The organism is Novosphingobium sp. 11B, assembly GCF_054589055.1.
The window spans coordinates 1-17,329 of record NZ_BAAILP010000344.1 but is presented as its reverse complement, the minus strand read 5'-3'; the positions used below and the strand labels follow the sequence as shown (position 1 = coordinate 17,329).

Annotated in this window: 11 protein-coding genes and 2 pseudogenes; 8 read left to right on the top strand and 5 right to left on the bottom strand. The window is 62.2% G+C overall.

The genetic code is table 11. The features are described 5' to 3' along the window. The 3 genes from ACYPYD_RS28295 to ACYPYD_RS28285 all read left to right on the top strand — a co-directional run. Positions 1-410 (top strand): outer membrane protein (locus tag ACYPYD_RS28295; protein WP_459667117.1); only part of this gene is annotated, 410 nt, incomplete at its 5' end. A 698-nt stretch (positions 411-1,108) separates the two neighbouring features. Continuing rightward, positions 1,109-5,449, top strand: coding sequence for a beta strand repeat-containing protein (locus ACYPYD_RS28290; RefSeq protein WP_459667114.1), 4,341 nt, complete (start codon positions 1,109-1,111; stop codon positions 5,447-5,449). 53 nt (positions 5,450-5,502) lie between these two features. Further along, a complete protein-coding gene (locus ACYPYD_RS28285) occupies positions 5,503-6,558 on the top strand; it encodes a TIGR03032 family protein (RefSeq protein WP_459667112.1) in 1,056 nt (351 codons plus the stop codon). 491 nt (positions 6,559-7,049) lie between these two features. Here the strand turns inward: ACYPYD_RS28285 and ACYPYD_RS28280 are convergent, their stop codons facing one another. The 4 genes from ACYPYD_RS28280 to ACYPYD_RS28265 all read right to left on the bottom strand — a co-directional run bounded on the left by ACYPYD_RS28280 (position 7,050) and on the right by ACYPYD_RS28265 (position 10,766). Then, entirely contained in the window at positions 7,050-8,036 is a 987-nt protein-coding gene (locus ACYPYD_RS28280; RefSeq protein WP_459667109.1) for an alpha/beta hydrolase, read from the bottom strand. Positions 8,037-8,091: 55 nt separating this feature from the next. Continuing rightward, positions 8,092-8,982 carry a pirin family protein gene (locus ACYPYD_RS28275; protein ID WP_459667108.1) on the bottom strand — a complete coding sequence of 297 codons (891 nt, stop codon included), beginning with the start codon at positions 8,980-8,982 and terminating at the stop codon, positions 8,092-8,094. Next, a complete protein-coding gene (locus ACYPYD_RS28270) occupies positions 8,979-10,055 on the bottom strand; it encodes an LLM class flavin-dependent oxidoreductase (RefSeq protein WP_459667105.1) in 1,077 nt (358 codons plus the stop codon). Before ACYPYD_RS28270 ends, ACYPYD_RS28275 begins: the two co-directional genes overlap by 4 nt. Positions 10,056-10,163: 108 nt before the next feature. After that, complete coding sequence (locus tag ACYPYD_RS28265) at positions 10,164-10,766, bottom strand: hydrolase (RefSeq protein ID WP_459667103.1); 603 nt, start codon at positions 10,764-10,766, stop codon at positions 10,164-10,166. A 196-nt stretch (positions 10,767-10,962) separates the two neighbouring features. On the opposite strand from ACYPYD_RS28265, the gene ACYPYD_RS28260 reads away from it, so the two are divergent. Then, positions 10,963-11,856 carry a LysR family transcriptional regulator gene (locus ACYPYD_RS28260; protein WP_459667101.1) on the top strand — a complete coding sequence of 298 codons (894 nt, stop codon included), beginning with the start codon at positions 10,963-10,965 and terminating at the stop codon, positions 11,854-11,856. A gap of 217 nt (positions 11,857-12,073) precedes the next feature. Here the strand turns inward: ACYPYD_RS28260 and ACYPYD_RS28255 are convergent, their stop codons facing one another. Next, on the bottom strand, positions 12,074-12,466 hold the full coding sequence (locus ACYPYD_RS28255) for a winged helix-turn-helix transcriptional regulator (protein WP_459667100.1): 393 nt from the start codon (positions 12,464-12,466) through the stop codon (positions 12,074-12,076). 85 nt (positions 12,467-12,551) lie between these two features. On the opposite strand from ACYPYD_RS28255, the pseudogene ACYPYD_RS28250 reads away from it, so the two are divergent. From ACYPYD_RS28250 to ACYPYD_RS28235, 4 genes and pseudogenes are all read left to right on the top strand, one after another. Continuing rightward, positions 12,552-13,285: pseudogene (locus ACYPYD_RS28250) on the top strand (SDR family NAD(P)-dependent oxidoreductase). 323 nt (positions 13,286-13,608) lie between these two features. Beyond that, positions 13,609-14,241 (top strand): tyrosine-type recombinase/integrase, encoded by a 633-nt coding sequence (locus tag ACYPYD_RS28245; RefSeq protein WP_459667098.1) that lies wholly within the window; start codon positions 13,609-13,611, stop codon positions 14,239-14,241. Positions 14,242-14,510: 269 nt separating this feature from the next. Beyond that, positions 14,511-16,628: a TonB-dependent receptor gene (locus tag ACYPYD_RS28240; RefSeq protein ID WP_459667097.1), complete on the top strand. Its 2,118-nt coding sequence runs from the start codon at positions 14,511-14,513 to the stop codon at positions 16,626-16,628. A gap of 391 nt (positions 16,629-17,019) precedes the next feature. Beyond that, positions 17,020-17,329 (top strand): annotated as a pseudogene (locus tag ACYPYD_RS28235) (AarF/ABC1/UbiB kinase family protein); the annotation flags it as partial.

The window sequence follows — 17,329 nt, the reverse complement described above, 5'->3', positions numbered from 1 at the left end:
CCATGCGCCGTCAGATCGACTGGAACGGCAATCTGCGTGCCCGGCTCGGCGTGACAACGCGCAGCGGCATCATGCCCTATGTGACGGGCGGCCTGTCCTACGCCAAGGTGAGCAACAGCTTCGCGACCAGCAACGGGGCGAACAGCTTCACCGAAGTCAACCGCAAGGAAGATGCCTGGGGCTGGAACGTCGGCGGCGGCGTGGAAGCCAAGGTCGCGCGGAACTTCTCGATCGGCGCGCGCTATCTCTATACCCGCTACAATGCCGACGATTACCGCGTCGATGTCGGTGCGGGCACCGCACCTGCGACCAATCCCTTCCGCATCACCCCCTCGGGCGGAGCCAGCATCAATCGTGGCGACAAGTTCGACACCCAGAGCGTCATGGTGACCAGCAGCTTCCGCTTCTGATCGCGCTGACCTGAGGGCAGCTGCGAACATCCTGCACCGCCTTGCAGTTGCCCTCATTGGTCGCCGCGCTACGCATTCTCAGCGGAACAGTTCCAATCCAAATTGCCCGAATGGAGCGCGGTGCTCGCCGGTATTCGCAGGATGCAGTCCCACTCAGGAAGTCCAGCATCTCCCTCAAAGACTTGATGAGGCGAACGCTGGCGTCAGCCTGGTCAGGGCTCGGAACCCGGAGTTTCTTATCGGTCGGTCTCGGGCGTCCAGAAAATGGAACACGACCACTCCGCAACTGGAGATCGAATAAGTACCGCTGCGAGTCCGAGAAGGTCGGTTTGCCAGGGTTCAACGCCAGCTTGCTGGACCCATAGCCTCATAATCTGGTCTGAGCGGTAAGCTTGAGATACGATTTGAGCGTCGATGGCTCATAAATATCTGGCTCATGCCGAACATGCGCCGCCCTTTTACCGAGCGCATGAGTATCCACGGCATATGCTCGACACTCAAATCGAGCGCGAACATTGCCAGCCAGATTTAGTTTCAAGCTGAATATTTATTTATTTTCAGGCAGCTTGGGATCGAAAACTCCCTTCAACGGTATCAGGATTGCTTGGCCGGAAAATCGGGCGAGTGGTGCTGGGCGTCGGCGGGACCGCGCAACAGTGCTCGAGATGCGACAAAAGGTTTCGCCCAGGGAGTTGATCATGAAATCGATAGTTTCACGACGCGGCGCGTCAGCGTCCGTCGGCGCTCGCCTCAAGCTTGGCAGCGCGCTGGCACCCATCGCGATGGGTCTGGTCGGCTTTTCTTCGCCGGCACTTGCGGACAACGAATGCGGAATTCCGGCTGCAGGCAGCGGCGCTGTGGTTTGCGCGGCGGGAAGCCTCTACGCCTCTGGAATTTCCTACCCCGCTCAAGCGGATGGCCTGACCGTGCAGCTGGACGACGACGTCTCTGTTGCGACTAGCGGCAACGGAACCCGCGGCGTCTTCATCAACACTTCGGGGACCGAAGCGATCGCTCTCAGCGGGGGCACCGCTACGGTCGCGACTTCCGGTGCGAATGCAAACGCGGTCGAGCTCACGAGCATCGGCGGCCCGGTTTCAGTCACGATCGGTGACGTGTCGACCTCCGGTTCGCTCGCGAGCGGCGTCCGGGCGATCGGCGGTCTTGATGGTGATGTCACGGTCGCTACCGGCAACGTCACGACCACCGGACTGGACGGCAGCAGCTTCTTCTTCCTGCCCAATTCCACCGCCATCACCGCAACCGCCGCAGGGACTGGAAACGTCTCTGTGACCTCCGGGTCGATCAGCACTGCCGGTCTTGGCGCGCGCGGCGTGAACGCCAGTGCAGCCGCAGGCGACGTGACCGTCACCACTGGCCCGGTCACCACGACCGGCAGCAATGCCATTGCCGTTGCCGCCAACAGCGACACCGGCAATGTCACCGTCACTACCACCGGTGCCGTCAACACCGCCGGCGACGGCGCGCAGGGCATCTACGCCACCGCGCGTAACGGCAGCGCCGCGGTCTCGGCAACCACCGTTGCCACCACCGGCTTCAATGCCACCGGCATCCAGGCGATCTCGGGCGAAGGCGGCAGCACCGTCGACTTCGACGAGGTCTCGACCTCGGGCACCTTCTCCACGGGTGTGATCGCGGGCTCGACCGGAGGGGACGTCAACATCACCGGCGGCGATGTCACCGCGGCTGGTGCCGTCTCCTCGGCGATCTACGGCTATTCCGATACCGGCGCTGTGAACGTGACGACCACCGGCGATGTCGCCTCCACGGGTCGCGGCGGCTTCGGCATCTACGCCACTTCGGCAACCGGCGACGTTGCGATATCGGCCAACAACGTTTCGACCGTCGCGGCCGATGCCGCTGACACCGCGACCAGCCGCAGCGCGATCTACGCGCAAGGTGCGAACGCCAGCGTCGTCGTGACCGGCACGGCCGCGATGGCCGGCCAGGCCCTTTACGGCGGGCCTGCTGACGCCGTCACCGTCATCGCCACCGACGGCGATGCCAGCGCGGACCTCAACAATGTCACTTCCACCGGAACCGGCAGCGACGCTGTGAATGTCTCTGCGACCGGCGGCATGGCCATGGTCAACGTCGATGGCGCCGTATCGACCACGGGGGATGACAGCTTCGGGCTCTATGCTCGCGGCGATCAGGGCGTCATTGTGACCGGCGCAGGGAGCGTCTCGACCAGCGGTGCAAACGCGAACGCCGTGGATGCGCTCAGCACCACCGGCCCCGTCTCGGTCACGATCGGTGACGTGTCGACCTCCGGTTCGCTCGCGGGCGGCGTTCGTGCGATCGGCGGCATCGACGGTGACGTCACGGTCGCTACCGGCAACGTCACGACCACCGGACTGGACGGCAGCAGCTTCTTCTTCCTGCCCAATTCCACCGGCATCACCGCGACTGCCGCAGGGGCCGGAAATGTCTCTGTGACCTCCGGTTCGATCAGCACCGCGGGGCTTGGCGCACGCGGCGTGAATGCGAGTGCGGCCGCAGGCGACGTGATCGTCACCACCGGCCCGGTCACCACGACGGGCAGCAACGCCATTGCGGTTGCCGCCAACAGCGACACCGGCAATGTCACCGTCACCACCACCGGTGCGGTCAACACCGCCGGCGACGGCGCGCAGGGCATCTACGCCACCGCGCGTAACGGCAGCGCCGCGGTCTCGGCAACCACCGTTGCCACCACCGGCTTCAATGCTACCGGCATCCAGGCGATCTCGGGCGAAGGCGGCAGCACCGTCGACTTCGACGAGGTCTCGACCTCGGGCACCTTCTCCACGGGTGTGATCGCGGGCTCGAGCGGCGGGGACGTCAACATCACCGGCGGCGATGTCACCGCGGCTGGTGCCGTCTCCTCGGCGATCTACGGCTATTCCGATACCGGCGCTGTGAACGTGACGACCACCGGCGATGTCGCCTCCACGGGTCGCGGCGGCTTCGGCATCTACGCCACTTCGGCAACCGGCGACGTTGCGATCTCGGCCAACAACGTGTCGACTGTCGCGGCCGATGCGGCTGACACCGCGACCAGCCGCAGCGCGATCTACGCGCAAGGTGCGAACGCCAGCGTCGTCGTCACCGGCACGGCCGCGATGGCCGGCCAGGCCCTTTACGGCGGTCCTGCTGACGCCGTCACCGTCATCGCCACGGGCGGCGATGCCAGCGCGGACGTTCGCAACGTCGCGTCCACGGGCGCAACTTCGCGGGCCGTCAATGTTACGGCCACCGGCGATGCATCTGCGACCGTGCGCGGCGCAGTATCGACCACCGGAGCCGCGGCCGATGCCGTCTTCGTCACCGCCGGTGACATGGCAAGCGTCTTCGTCACCGCCAACGGCTCGATAGCTTCGGCGAATGGCAATCTGATCACCGCGAATTCCGTCAACGGAACCACCATCAATAACGCCGGTGTGCTGGGCGCAGCGCAGAATGGCTACACGATCGCCGTCACCGGCGGGCCCGCGACCATCAACAACAGCGGCACCCTGCGAAGCGACATCATGCTTACCGCGGGCAATGACGTCGTGAACAACAGCGGTCGTTTCGTCCTGGCTGAAAACCCCGACTTCGGCGCCGGCAGCGACGTGTTCAACAACACCGGCACGGTGGCACTCTCCACTGGGCGCACCATCGCAGGAACGGTGACGCTGACCGGGCTGGAGCAGTTCAACAACTCTGGTCTCGTTGATCTGCGCAATGGCGTCACGGGCGACCGGCTGGTCGTTCCGGGTACCTTCGCAGGCTCCGGCGCTTCGCAGCTCGGTCTGGACGCCAATCTGGGCACCGGCGCGTCGGATCGTCTGGTCCTCGGCGCTGGCGCAACGGGCAGCACCACCATCCTTCTGCGTCAGACCGGAACCGAGGCTCTGTTCAACCCCGGTACGGTCGTCGTTCAGGCTGGCGCTGCGTCTTCAGCCAACGCGTTCAACCTTGGCGGTGCCGGCGGCGGGATGGACGCTGGTCTCGTTCGCTACGATGTCGTCTACAACCCAACCGACTTCTCCTACAGCCTTGTAGGTGGACCAAGCGATGCGGCCTTGCGCACCCTGAACTATGTAGAGGGCGTTCGCAGCCTCTGGCTGAAGTCGGCGGATGTCGTCAGCGCGCAGCTGCAGGCTCGCCGTGACCAGCTCTGGGCCGAAGGCGAGGGTGAAACCACCGGCAAGATCTGGGTGCAGATGCACGGCTCCGTCGAAGACCGGGACAATGGTGGCAACTTCACCGCGTTCGGCGCAACCCGCGCCGTTAACACCGGCTACAAGCAGGACTACTTCGGTGGGCAGGTCGGTCTCGACATCGGCGGGGGTAGCGGCGAGCGTGGCGGTTTCGCCTTCGGCGTGACCGGCGGCTACATCTCTTCGTCGATGCAATTCGATGGTTCCGCTGATCGGGTCAGCTTCGATGTTGTCAACGCCGGCATCTACGGCAGCTTCACCACCGGCAACGTCTTTATCAATGGTCTGGCCAAGTATGATTATTACTGGGCCGATGCGCGCAGCACCGGCGGCGGTTTCCGCGACAAGTCCAGGGGCGACGCTTACGGCGGCCGGGTCGAGGCGGGGCTGCGCTTCGGTAACGACAGCTTCTTCGCTGAACCGGCGGTGAGCGTGTCCTACGTCAAGTCCGACTTCGACAGCTTTGCCTCGCAGGGCGTTGCTGTCGACTTCAATGATGCCGATGGCCTGCGCGGGCGTGCCGGTGCACGTCTTGGCACGCAGATCGACATGTTCGGCGCGAAGGCATCGATCTATGCCGGCGGCAACTACGTTCACGAATTCAAGGGCCGTGACAGTGTCACTTTCGTGAGCGGAGGCCAGACCCTTACCTATCGCAACAACCGCGTGGGTGATTACGGCGAGGCCAAGCTGGGCGTCGAAATCGCCCAGGTCGGCGGTGTCAGCGGGTTCATCGAAGGGACTTACATCAAGTCCTTCAGCGACAACAGCGCTGCACGTTCCGATATCGAAGGCGCCGGTGGCCGCGCCGGTCTTCGAATTCGCTTCTGATGAATACCGGGATTGCGCATAACCTGCGCAATCCCTTTTAAGGACCGTGTGCGGTGGCCCATGCCGAAAATGCAGGGGTCATGCCCCCCAAAGTTGAATTCATCGTGTCGCCGGGGCTCCCTGAATGGCTGCAACGGCACAGCACCTCGTTCGGCTTCACGTCCTACCAGACCGGGCAACTGTTTCTGGTAGGATTGATGCCCGATGGCAGCATATCGTTGAATCAACAAAATTATTCGCAAGCCATGGGACTTTGCTGGGATAAGGGGAGTCTCTACCTCGCGAGCAAGTTCCAGATATGGCGTCTGGAGAACATGCTCCGTCCCGGTCAGGTCGGCAACGATCGCTTCGATGCGGTATTCATGCCGCGCAATGCCCACACTACCGGCGATCTCGACGTTCACGAACTGGCGATCGATTCCGCGGGACAGGTGGTTTTCGCCAATACGAGCTTCTCATGTCTTGCCACGCTCGATCCCGTGCACAGTTTTCGTGCCTTGTGGAAACCCGATTTCATATCCGAACTCGCCCCCGGCGACCGCTGCCACCTCAACGGAATTGCCATGCTCGATGGCGCGCCGGCATATGTGACAACGATCGCGGGTACCGATGAGCCGGGCCAGTGGCGCGAGCATCGCGTGGACGGCGGGCTTCTCATCGACGTCAGGACCGGAAATATCGTTGCCGAGGGGTTCTCGATGCCGCACTCTCCCAGAACCGTCGGAGACATGGTGTATCTGCTCGATTCAGGTCGCGGTTATATCGTTGAAGTCGATCCCATCAAAGGAACGAGCAAGGACCTTGCCTTCGTTCCCGGTTTCATGCGCGGGCTCGAGATTTACGCCGGTTTTGCGTTCGTTACAGTCTCCAAACCCCGGTATGGAACGTTTGCGGGATTGCCGCTCGACGCCGAACTTCACGCACGCGGGCTGGCTGCGTGGTGCGGAGTGATGATCATTGATCTGTCTACCGGGGGACTGGTCGAATGGTTTCGTTTGGAAGGCGACATTACCGAACTTTTTGACGTCACAGCCTTGCCTTCGATTGCAGCTCCTATGTCCCTTGGGGTCGGATCAGAAGAATTTCTTGACTCGATAACTTTTAATTAGTTTAAATATATATTCTCGTTTAATTTCATCAACGAAAATTATCAAATTAATTCTATTACAATAAAACGCGCATAAAAACTATGATGATATATTTTGGTGAAATTGTAGATGTACTATGGCGATAGTCCATTTTTATATTCATAGCATTTGGCTAGCTCGAGCGGTATATTCAGCAGAAGGCATCGCTCTGGATAATTTTTTCGAAGTTCAGCATGCAACGAAAGGCGACAGGCAGCTATCTGATCCGCTCGGCCGGTCAGCCGACATTCGAAATCGGCCAGTCCAAGGCGTTAAGAATAAGGAAGCTGTCGGTCTGGCCTTGAGAGATTAAAATTGGGTGTTGAACGACTTGGAAGGGTCGACTGCAGCAACGGCTTGTACCGCCCATTCCAGCCAACTGCAAACTCATGAAAGTTGCCGTTGATGGTGCCACAGGAAATAATCTCGGTGGCATGGATATAGTCAGCCTATCAGGCTTTGCCCCGAATGCGTCATCCCCAATGAACTTTGATAAACCGGGACACCTCGGCCGTCAGGTCGCGGTCCTCAGGTGTGTCACCTTGAAATCCGCCGTGAGGCATAGCCTCGAACACATGCAGTTCGGCGCTCACGCTCGCCTGGCGCAAGGCGCGATGCATCCGTACAGCGTTAGAAAGGAACAAATCCCGTGTGCCTGATTGGAGGAATGTTGGCGGGAAGTCCGTCAGATCACCGAACAGAGGCGACAGATAAGGGTGAGACAGGTCTGCCCCGCCGGCATAGAGTTCGTTGTTGCGCATCAGCGAACCGGGCAACACGACGTCTATCATCTGGTTGACCTGAAAGCTGTCGCCGGACTCGGTCAGATCGACTTCGGGGGAGAGCAGGACCAACCCGGCGGGGAGTGGAAGCCCTTCGTCCTTCGCGCGCAGGAGCATCGCCACCGCCAGATTGCCTCCTGACGATCGGCCACCAACGATAATACGTGTTGGCGCGTGGCGTTCCAGTACATAGCGATACGCTGCCATCGCGTCGTCCAGCGCTGCAGGGTATGGATGCTCGGGCGGCATCCGGTAATCGACGCCGTAACACAGTGCCCCATGCTGATCCGCCTGCATCCGCGCCTGCGCGCGGCAAGCTTCTCCGCCGCCGAACACCAGCGCGCCGCCATGAAAGTCCAGATAGGCGCAATCCGGCTTATCCGTGGTTTCCGGCGTCGCGAGGTGGATTGTCGCATCCCCGATTCGGATTGTCTCGACGCTCGCGCGCAGAGTGCCGGCGAGGCCCTTTACCGCCGCCGCATATTGTCCATCCGCTGCCGCCTTGATTTCCATCCAGCCTGCATGATCGTCAGGCAGAGGCACTGCGTAGAGCGCGTTCAGCGGCACGCCGTCGTCATTGACCTGCCGCATAAGGCTGGCGCGGGCCTCTGCGCTGATGGACGAAGGAAAGGGGATCAGGCGGCCTTGAATCGCCACGCCTTTTTTCTGGTCAGTCATATCGACACGTTACTCGAGATGCTCGCAGGATTACAGAACGACCGAAGCGCGCATGTTACCGTGTCGAGACAGGTGGTGCCGGAACGTCCGGCAGCGGAATGAACTCCTCATTGTCCAGATCTGGCAACTTCATCTGGCCCGCCTGCCAGTCGCCCGCAGCCTGTCGCAGCCGGTCTTTCGAGGAAGAGACGAAGTTCCAGTAGATGAAGCGCTCACCGACTGGTTCGCCGCCGAGCATCATCACCGTCGATCGCTCCAGCGCCAGCAACCGCGAGGCTGCAGCGCCAAGGACGATCATCCGTCCTGCTTCGAAACGCTGGTGGTCGATTTCAACCGCGCCTTCGGCGATGTAGAGCGCTCGCTCGGAGTGACCACTCGGGATTTCGGCGCTCGCTCCCGGCTCCATGTCGAGGTGCGCGTAAAAGAGCGGCGAATGCGTTTGCGCTCCGGCCTTCAAACCATAGGCACTCCCGGCGATGAGATGTCCGACAGTACCGTTCTCGCTCCATTGCGGCAGATCGCTGCCGCTGTGATGCGAGAAGGACGGTGCAATCTCTTCCTTGCCGTCCGGCAGCGCGACCCAGGCCTGGATGCCATGCACCCGGTCGCCCACGGCGGGGGCATGCTCGAGGCGCTCGCTATGGGTGATGCCACGCCCCGCCGTCATCCAATTGACCTCGCGCGGGCGGACGACCTGCTCGACCCCCACGCTGTCGCGGTGCATGATCTCGCCGGAGAAGAGATAGCTGACGGTCGACAGGCCGATGTGCGGATGCGGGCGAATGTCCATGTGCGGGTCGAGGCCGGGCACAAGATCGACTGGACCGATATGGTCGAAGAAGATGAACGGCCCGATCATCCGGCGTTTGGCAAACGGCAGCACGCGCCCGACCTCGAAGCCGCCGCCCAGATCACGCCGGCGTTGTTCGATGACCATCTCGATCATGCCGTTTCTCCATTTTCGGTCCTGGTCGAATCCACTCGTCCTTGAAGCACTGTCCGAACCTTCGGGGCGACTTCAGTGCCCAGAAGCTGGATCGATCGCCTCATCGCGGCACTGTCCTGCGAAGCGGTGCTCATCTGGAAGGTGATCCGCGAGACGTTGCCGAGTACCTCGCTGGCGCGGAGCATCTTGGCCGCCACCGTGTCCGGGGCACCGATCAGGAAGGCGCCTTCCGGCCCTGCCATGGCCTCGAACTGCGCCTGTGTAGGCGGCGACCAGCCGCGCTCGCGCCCGACTTTGGCGGTCAGGTGCGCCCAGCCGGGGAAGAAGGCATCGCGCGCCTCTTCATCGCTGTGCCCGACGAAGCCCATCGCGTGGACGCCGACCTTCAGGACGTCAGGCCCGTGCCCCGCCTGTCTGCCGGCGTCGCGATAGAGATCGACGAGGGGGCGGAAGCGGTCGAAAGTGCCGCCGATGATCGCCACCATCAGCGGTAGACCCAGCGCCCCCGCACGGGCGAAGGATTTCGGCGAGCCGCCGACGCCGACCCACACCGGCAGGCGCGGCTGATGCGGACGGGGAAAGACGCCCTGACCGTCGAGCGGGGGACGAAAACGCCCTCTCCAGGTGATGCCCGTCGTCTCACCCAACTTCAGGAACAGGTCGAGTTTTTCGGCGAACAGGTCATCGTAAGCATGCGGATCGAGGCCGAACAGGGGAAAGGCTTCGCCGAACGAACCCCGTCCGACAACGAGTTCCGCGCGCCCTCTGGAAATCAGATCGAGCGTTGCGAACTCCTGAAACACACGCACCGGGTCTGCTGCGCTGAGCACGGTGACGGCACTCGTCAACCGGATACGACGGCTTCGCGCGGCGGATGCGGCAAGGATGATCGCAGGCGCCGAATCCAGAAATTCGGGGCGATGATGTTCACCGATACCGAACACGTCCAGACCTGCTCGATCGGCGGCTTCAACCTCGTCGAGCAGGTTTGCCATCCGATCTGTCGCGGAAGGGAGTTTTCCCGTTTTTGGGTCAGGCAGGATGGCGGCGAAACTGTCGATACCGATTTCCAAGAACAATTCCCCTGCAGTCTAGAAACTTCCGATGGTCGGAGGACGAAAGCCGATACCGGTTCGCTATGTGGCAGCGCATCATGCGCAGTTCTCGCCCCCCGAATTCAATTACCCGGCCGCACCGACCGGCGTGTTGAGAAGCTGCTGCTCCCACATGTAGGCGATGCCGCTGCCGCCGAAATGCTCAATCAGAATGTCAGGCAGGAGGGCAGCAGTGTCGAGCCGCGCCCAGTCGCGCTGCCACTCGGACCCCACGGCAGCCCACGTCATCATATTCACGCCCGCCGCGACCATGCGCTGGATCGCGACCTCGTGCGCCTCGACCGAGACGCCGCCCGAGGCATCGGTCACTACCGTCACGTCCCATCCTTCGCCCGCCGCTTGAATGGCTGGCATCGCCACGCACACTTCCGTCCACAGGCCGGCGATGATGAGCTGCTTGCGGCCCGTCGCCTTGACGACGTCGACTACGGCCTTGTCCTCCCAGGTGTTGATGAAGGTACGGTCGATCACGTCCTGATCGGGAAACACATCGGTCAGCTGCTTGAAGAGCAGGCCGCCGCGGTCGGCGATGACGCTGGTGAGAATGGTCGGAACCTTGAATGCTTTGGCCATCTTGGCGAGTGCGGCCGTGTTGTTCACCACCGCCTGTGGATCGTGGCTGTTCACGTTCGCGAGCTGGTAGGGCTGGTGGTCGATCAGGACGAGCACCGAATCTTCGGGACGAAGAAGGGAGTCGAGGCCGTTGCGAAGAGTCATGGTGGTTTCCTTTGCTGCCGCTGTAATCGCGAGGGGTTGCAGTTGACACGCACTGGATGCGGCGATGTCCGGTGGACTTTGCCTTTACGATTTGTGATACGATAGCGCCTGATAGTGGCACACTGTGTCGCACTTTCAGGAACGCTGAATGGACATCGAAGAACTGCGAACATTCGTCGAAGTCGCGGACGCGGGCGGTGTCACCGCAGCGGCGCGGCGCCTTGGCCTGTCGAAGTCCATCGTCAGTCGCAGGCTCGCGCGGATCGAGGAAGATCTCGGCATTCAGTTGCTCGCACGCACGACGCGAGGGGCTGCTCTTACGGAAGCCGGCGCGACTTTTCGCGAGCACGCAGCGAGGATCTGTGCCGAGATCGATATCGCGAGAGAAACCATTCTCCCTGCCGGAGAGCTTCGCGGCCGCCTGCGGATAGCCGCACCGCTGTCCTTTGGGCCGACGCATTTCGCGCCGGTGTTCGCGACGCTGGCCGAGCGTCATCCGAAGCTGCATATCCAGACCAGCTACACCGATCGTTTCGTCGACCTGATCGCTGAAGGGTTCGACTGCGCGATCAGGGTCGGCCATCTTACCGACTCCTCCCTGCTGGCACGGCGGGTCGGATGGACGACGGCCAAGTATGTCGCCAGTCCGGCTTATATCGCAAAGCACGGCGCGCCGGAAACGCCGGAGGAATTCGTGACCCATGAAGTCGTCATGCAGGGCACCGAAACCTGGATCGCGATGGACGGAGACAAGCCGATCCCGATGAAGCCGCAGGGGCGGTTCAAGGCCGACAATGCCATTGCCCTCGTAGCGGCAGCGCTTGCCGGGATCGGCCTTGCCGGCGTACCCGAGGAACTGATTATCGAGCACCTCGCTTCCGGCGCGCTTGTCGAGGTCATGCCGCGTTATCCGTGCCCCGATCTTGGTATCTACGTCATCCGTCCTCCCGGACAGCACCCGGCCCGCAAGATACGGGTGCTCACCGAGATGCTGATCGAATGCTACGGGCAGTTCGCTCCGAGCGCGATTACGGAGCGCTGACCCCGCCTAAGTCTTCCTGGTGCGGCAACGCAGGGTGTCGCTTCGTCGCACAAAGCCTGGCTGCTCGCGCATATACCTAGCCGCTGCGAGCTGCCAAACGGCGTCGAACAGCGGCGGGCGTCGATCGTTACCGGCACCCTCATCCCGCGCGTCGCCGACACCTGCGCGTCCGACCAGATCGCCGAAGCGCAGCCAGCGCTCTCGTATTCGGGCGTAGTCAGGCGCCCGTAACAACCCGGGGCGGTTGCCATTGGTCGCGTTCGGCGAAAATGCGCGCAACCGCCTCCATATTGTCGCTGCCCCATGTGCATAGGGGCGCAAGCGCCTGTGCCAGCGAATGTCCCAGCGGGGTAAGCGTGTAATCCACGCGCGGCGGTACTTCCTGATAGTCCTTGCGGACGACTATGCCGTCGGCCTCCAGCTCCTTCAATTGCTGGATCAGCATCTTGTCGCTGACGCCACGCACCGCGCGCTTGAGCGCGCCATAGCGGTTGGGGCCTTGGATCAGGAAATAGATGATCAGCGGCTTCCACTTGCCCGCGATCACGCGCAGCGTGACGTCGAGCCCGCAGGAAAAGCCGGGAACGGGGTCGGAGGGTGCTGTCGCCATTATTTTCTACTTACCAAAAGGTGCATACTTGTCGCTAGGTAGGTGCATCCTCAGTTCTGCGCCAGTGCAAACTGGAGACACGAACATGAAGAGATTGAGTGGCAAGACGGCGGTCGTGACTGGCGGCGGGACGGGCATTGGCTTCGGTACGGCGAAGCGGTTCATCGAAGAAGGCGCGTTCGTCTATATTACTGGGCGCAGACGCGAGCTGCTGGACCGGGCAGTCGCGGAACTGGGTGAGAATGCCCGCGCGGTGCAGGGATCGGTTTCCGAACTCGCCGACCTCAAGGCCCTGTTCGAAACGGTGAAGGCGGAACGCGGTTCGCTCGATATTCTCGTCGCCAATGCCGGGTTCGGCGAGTTGGTGCCGCTCGGCCAGATCACCGAGGAGCAGTATCATCGCGCGTTCGACGTCAACGTGAAGGGCGTGCTGTTCACCGTGCAGATGGGCTTGCCGCTGATGGGGGAAGGTGGTTCGATCATCCTGACCGGCTCCACCACCGGCGTGATGGGCACTCCGGCGTTTAGCGTCTACAGCGCGACCAAAGCCGCGGTGCGCAACTTCGCGCGGAGCTGGGCGCAGGATCTGCGCGGCACCGGCATCCGCGTGAACGTGCTCTCGCCCGGGCCGACGCTGACCGAGCTCGCACAGGAGGCGATCGGCCGCGACGCGATGATCGAGATGGGTGCCGGACCCCCATCGGCCATGTTGGCATGCCGTCGGAAATCGGCGCGGTGGCAGCGTTCCTTGCCTCGTCGGACAGCAGCTTCATGACGGGTAGCGAGGTGTTCGCCGACGGGGGGCTCGCGCAGATTTGATCACCGCTTAACGGTATTGGTGGCGCAGGGAGCGGTAGGTGTGGGCTATCGCTCCCTGCGGCCGCCTTCGGGGTATCCTGAGAGGCAAAATCAGTGACCGTTGGTCGATAGCCGCTCCTCTGTGCTTTGGCTGGGAATGGCGGCTGTCCTTTGCCTATCGCCCAACAGCCGACGATCTCTCCACGACCAGTCTTGGGCATCCAAAATGAGGAAGCTGCCGGTCCGCACCTGGGAGCGTAGAGTTGGTTGCTGAACGACCGGGAAGGGTCGGCCCTCCTTTGAAGCGTTCCACCTATGGCCGTCACGGCCATAGGAGATGTGTCATGGGATTATCAGAGTTTGATCCCGCCGCTCGCGAGCGGGTAGTTTGGAACGCCGGGCGCAAGGTCGGTGCGAAACGAGCGCTCAAGCCCCGCCAGATATGGGCAATCCGTTTCTTTCTAGACCAGCATGGGCGGATCCGGGACCGCGCGCTCTTTGACCTCGCCATCGATAGCAAGCTTCGCGGATGCGATCTGGTGAAAATCAGGATCAGCGATATCGTTTGTGATCGGAAAATTCGCACGCGGGCCACGGTAGTCCAGCAAAAGACCGGCAGACCCGTTCAGTTTGAACTGATGACCGATGCTCGCGCCAGCCTACTCAAATGGCTGGAGTTGCGGAGGGGATCGCTGGAGGACTTTGCTTTCCCTAGCCGTACCGATCACGCTGCCCACATAAGCACCCGGCAATATGCGCGCCTTGTCGATGAATGGGTCACCGGGATCGGCTTGCCCAGCGAGGATTATGGGACTCACTCGCTGCGGCGGACCAAGGCATCGATCATCTACAAGGCGACCGGGAATCTTCGGGCCGTCCAGATATTGCTTGGTCATACGAAGATAGAAAGCACGGTCAGATACCTCGGAGTGGACGTGGAGGACGCCCTGACGTTGGCGGAGGGCACCGAAATCTGAGATCGCCTGGCTCCTTGCCCTTGCAAGGAGCCAGGATTCTCACCGAGCTGGCTAACTGCTCGGCATAGGGCGTGTTTCGAGAAGCTTTGCAGTTTCCCAACTCTCGAGGTCCACGCAGGTCTTGCGCGGCCGGCATGGATCGCGCGGAGAGAAGCCGGGCGTTCAAGCCCCTTTGCGAGCATGAGAAACGTAACGAGATGTAACAAATTGTTGCTTTCCCGAAACGCTATTGATACGCGCTCGCAAAACTTCACCCAGGGGGATCCGAATTGTCTGAACTTCGCCGTGCCTTTCCGAAGGTCAATCTCGCACGCCTTATCGCTACCACCGCGCTGGTACTGCCGGTCGCGCTGCCAGCAGCGGCGGCTGAGGCGCCTGCGGATCAGGACAGCTCGATCATCGTGACGGGCGTGCGTGCCGACGATGGCTATGTCCCGCAGGACACCGGCGCGGCGAAGATTTCCGTGGCGATCAAGGACCTTCCGCAGTCGATCGCAGTGGTGCCCTCCGAAGTGCTGCGCGACCAGCGCGCGCTTTCACTGCAGGATGCGCTCAAGAACGTGCCCGGCGTGTCGTTCTCGCACGGCGACGGGCAGCGCGATCAGGTCACGATCCGCGGCTTCACCGCCATCGCCGACCAGTACGTCGACGGCTTCCGCGACGACGGGCTCTATTTCCGCGACCTATCCAACGTCGAGCGCGTGGAAGTGGTCAAGGGCCCTGCAGCGGTGCTCTACGGGCGCGGTTCGTCCGGTGGCCTGATCAACCGCGTCACCAAGCGTCCGAACGTGGACATCATCGGCGGCGCCCTAACTTACGGATCGAAGAACGTTGCGCGCGGAGAGATCGACCTCGGCCACTTCGATCAGGCTTCCGGCGTCGGCTTCCGCGTGACGGGTGCGCTGGAGGACAGCGACAGCTTCCGCGACCAGCAGTTCATCAAGCGCGTCGCGATTGCCCCGTCGATCCTGCTAGGTGAAGGTAAGGACACCTCGATCCTGATCCAGGCGGACTACCTCAAGGACCGCCGCCTGACCGACTTCGGCATTCCCGCGATCAACGGGCAGGTCGTCGACGTGCCCCGCTCGACCTACTACGGCGCGGCCAATGCCAAGGACGTGGACGTCAGCCGTTCCGAAGTTCTGTCGCAGACGGTGACGTTCGCGCACCGCTTCTCGGGTTCGCTGTCGTTCCGCAACGGCTTCCGCCACTATCGTTACACGCTGGACCGTCACAACACCAACGCCACCGCCGTCAACGCGGCCGCGCGCACCGTCTCGCTATCCCACGGCGGCATCCTGCGTGACGAGGACGGCTGGTCGAACCAGTCCGAACTGACGCAGAAGGTCGAGTTCGGGGGCACGAAGCACACCATCCTCTACGGCGTCGAGTTCGCACGGCAGGTCAAGGATGCCGACACCATCCAATCGCGCGTGGTGGCGGTGACGCCGATCCTCGCGCCGGTACTGCCGACGCTGTCGAACGAGAATTTCACCGCACTCAGCGCCAGTTCCAAGTCGGTGATGGAAACGCGCGGTCTCTACGTACAGGACTTCGTCGAGTTCGGCCACGGCATCAAGGCGCTTGTCGGCGTGCGCAACGACAGGTTCAAGCAGGAAACCCGCCTGACCATCCCGGCGCGTGCCACGCCGCTGGAACGCATCGACAACAAGTGGAGCCCGCGTGCGGGTCTGGTATTCCAGCCGGACGATGCGCAGTCCTACTACGCATCGTGGAGCACCAGCTTCCAGCCCTCCGCCGAGACTTTCGCGCTGGCCGCCAACAACGCCGATATCGCGCCGGAGAAGACCACGAACAAGGAAATCGGCGCCAAGTACACGCTGTTCGACAACCGCCTGTCGATCCAGGTCGCAGGCTTTATCCTGCGGCGTACCGGGATCAAGGGCAGCGATCCGGCCAATCCGCAGGTCGTCGTTCCGATCGGCAACCAGCGCACGCGCGGCGTCGAGGTGTCCGGCGCGCTCGACCTGCCATCGGGCTTCCGCGCCATTGTCGGCTATGCCTACCTCGACGGCGAGGTCACGCGTTCGGCCAACCCGCTTTTCGTGAATAAGGGCGCAACGCTGACGCCGAAGAATGCGGCCAACGCGTTCCTCACCAAGAGCTTCGCCGGCCGCTTTGGCATCGGCGCCGGAGCCAATTACGTGGGCAACCGCTGGGCAGACCCCGCCAACACCACTGTGCTGGAGCACTACTTCACTGCGGACGCGATGGCCTGGGCACAGGTTGGTCCGGCGCGTCTTCAGATCAATGTCTACAACGTGTTCGACAAGGATTACATCGTGTCCGGCCACGGCACGTCGGCGATCCTCAACCTGCCCGGCGCACCGCGTACCGTACTGGGAACGGTCCGCTTCGGGCTTTAATCCGGAAGCCACATCCCGGGCGCTGCCGCGCGGGATGTGGCGCATGCCTTTCGGCAGTCCTTAGCCTCTCCCTGGCCGACAGTTGCCGGATAGCGGCCCGTCTGCACCTGGATATCAGATTTTGGGGGCTGAACGACCGGGAAGGGTCGTTTTCGCCGGGATCAACCGCCGGGTCTGGGACAAAGGCGCCATTTGCGGATACGGCCAAAAATGACGGGTTTCAGAAAAAAGGCATTCATGGGGCTCTGGATTTAGACCGACGAATGATAACGGCGGCCCATAATTATTCGGATTCCGCGCTAGGTGGCAGACGCAATCAGGCAGATAGGCCCGGTTCACGCGATAACCGTCCTGAAGGAACAGATGGGCTCGACGACCCGTTTCACCGGCTATGCTGTTGAAGCCTATACTCGCCGCCGGACGGGACGGTCCTCGCCTAACCGAAATCCTGCAGATCGCATCGCGCTTTGGCCTCGATACGATTCTGGCGCGGCTCGGGCTAACACAACGTGGAGAGGGCGGGGACACTCTGCAGCAGAGCAATGCCCAGCCCGCGCGCACGCGACTTGCTCTAGAGGAACTCGGCCCGACTTTCGTAAAGCTTGGGCAGATTTTGGCGACGCGCGGCGATCTGTTAGCACCCGAATGGATTGCCGAGTTGGAGAAGCTGCATAGCCAGGCGCCGACCCTTCCCTTTGAAG

Coding starts and splice junctions, on each gene's coding strand:
- ACYPYD_RS28260 (WP_459667101.1), top strand. CDS start 10,963: ATGGACATCGAAGAACTGCGAACATTCGTCGAAGTCGCGGACGCGGGC.
- ACYPYD_RS28255 (WP_459667100.1), bottom strand. CDS start 12,466: ATGGCGACAGCACCCTCCGACCCCGTTCCCGGCTTTTCCTGCGGGCTC.
- ACYPYD_RS28280 (WP_459667109.1), bottom strand. CDS start 8,036: ATGACTGACCAGAAAAAAGGCGTGGCGATTCAAGGCCGCCTGATCCCC.
- ACYPYD_RS28275 (WP_459667108.1), bottom strand. CDS start 8,982: ATGATCGAGATGGTCATCGAACAACGCCGGCGTGATCTGGGCGGCGGC.
- ACYPYD_RS28290 (WP_459667114.1), top strand. CDS start 1,109: ATGAAATCGATAGTTTCACGACGCGGCGCGTCAGCGTCCGTCGGCGCT.
- ACYPYD_RS28245 (WP_459667098.1), top strand. CDS start 13,609: ATGGGATTATCAGAGTTTGATCCCGCCGCTCGCGAGCGGGTAGTTTGG.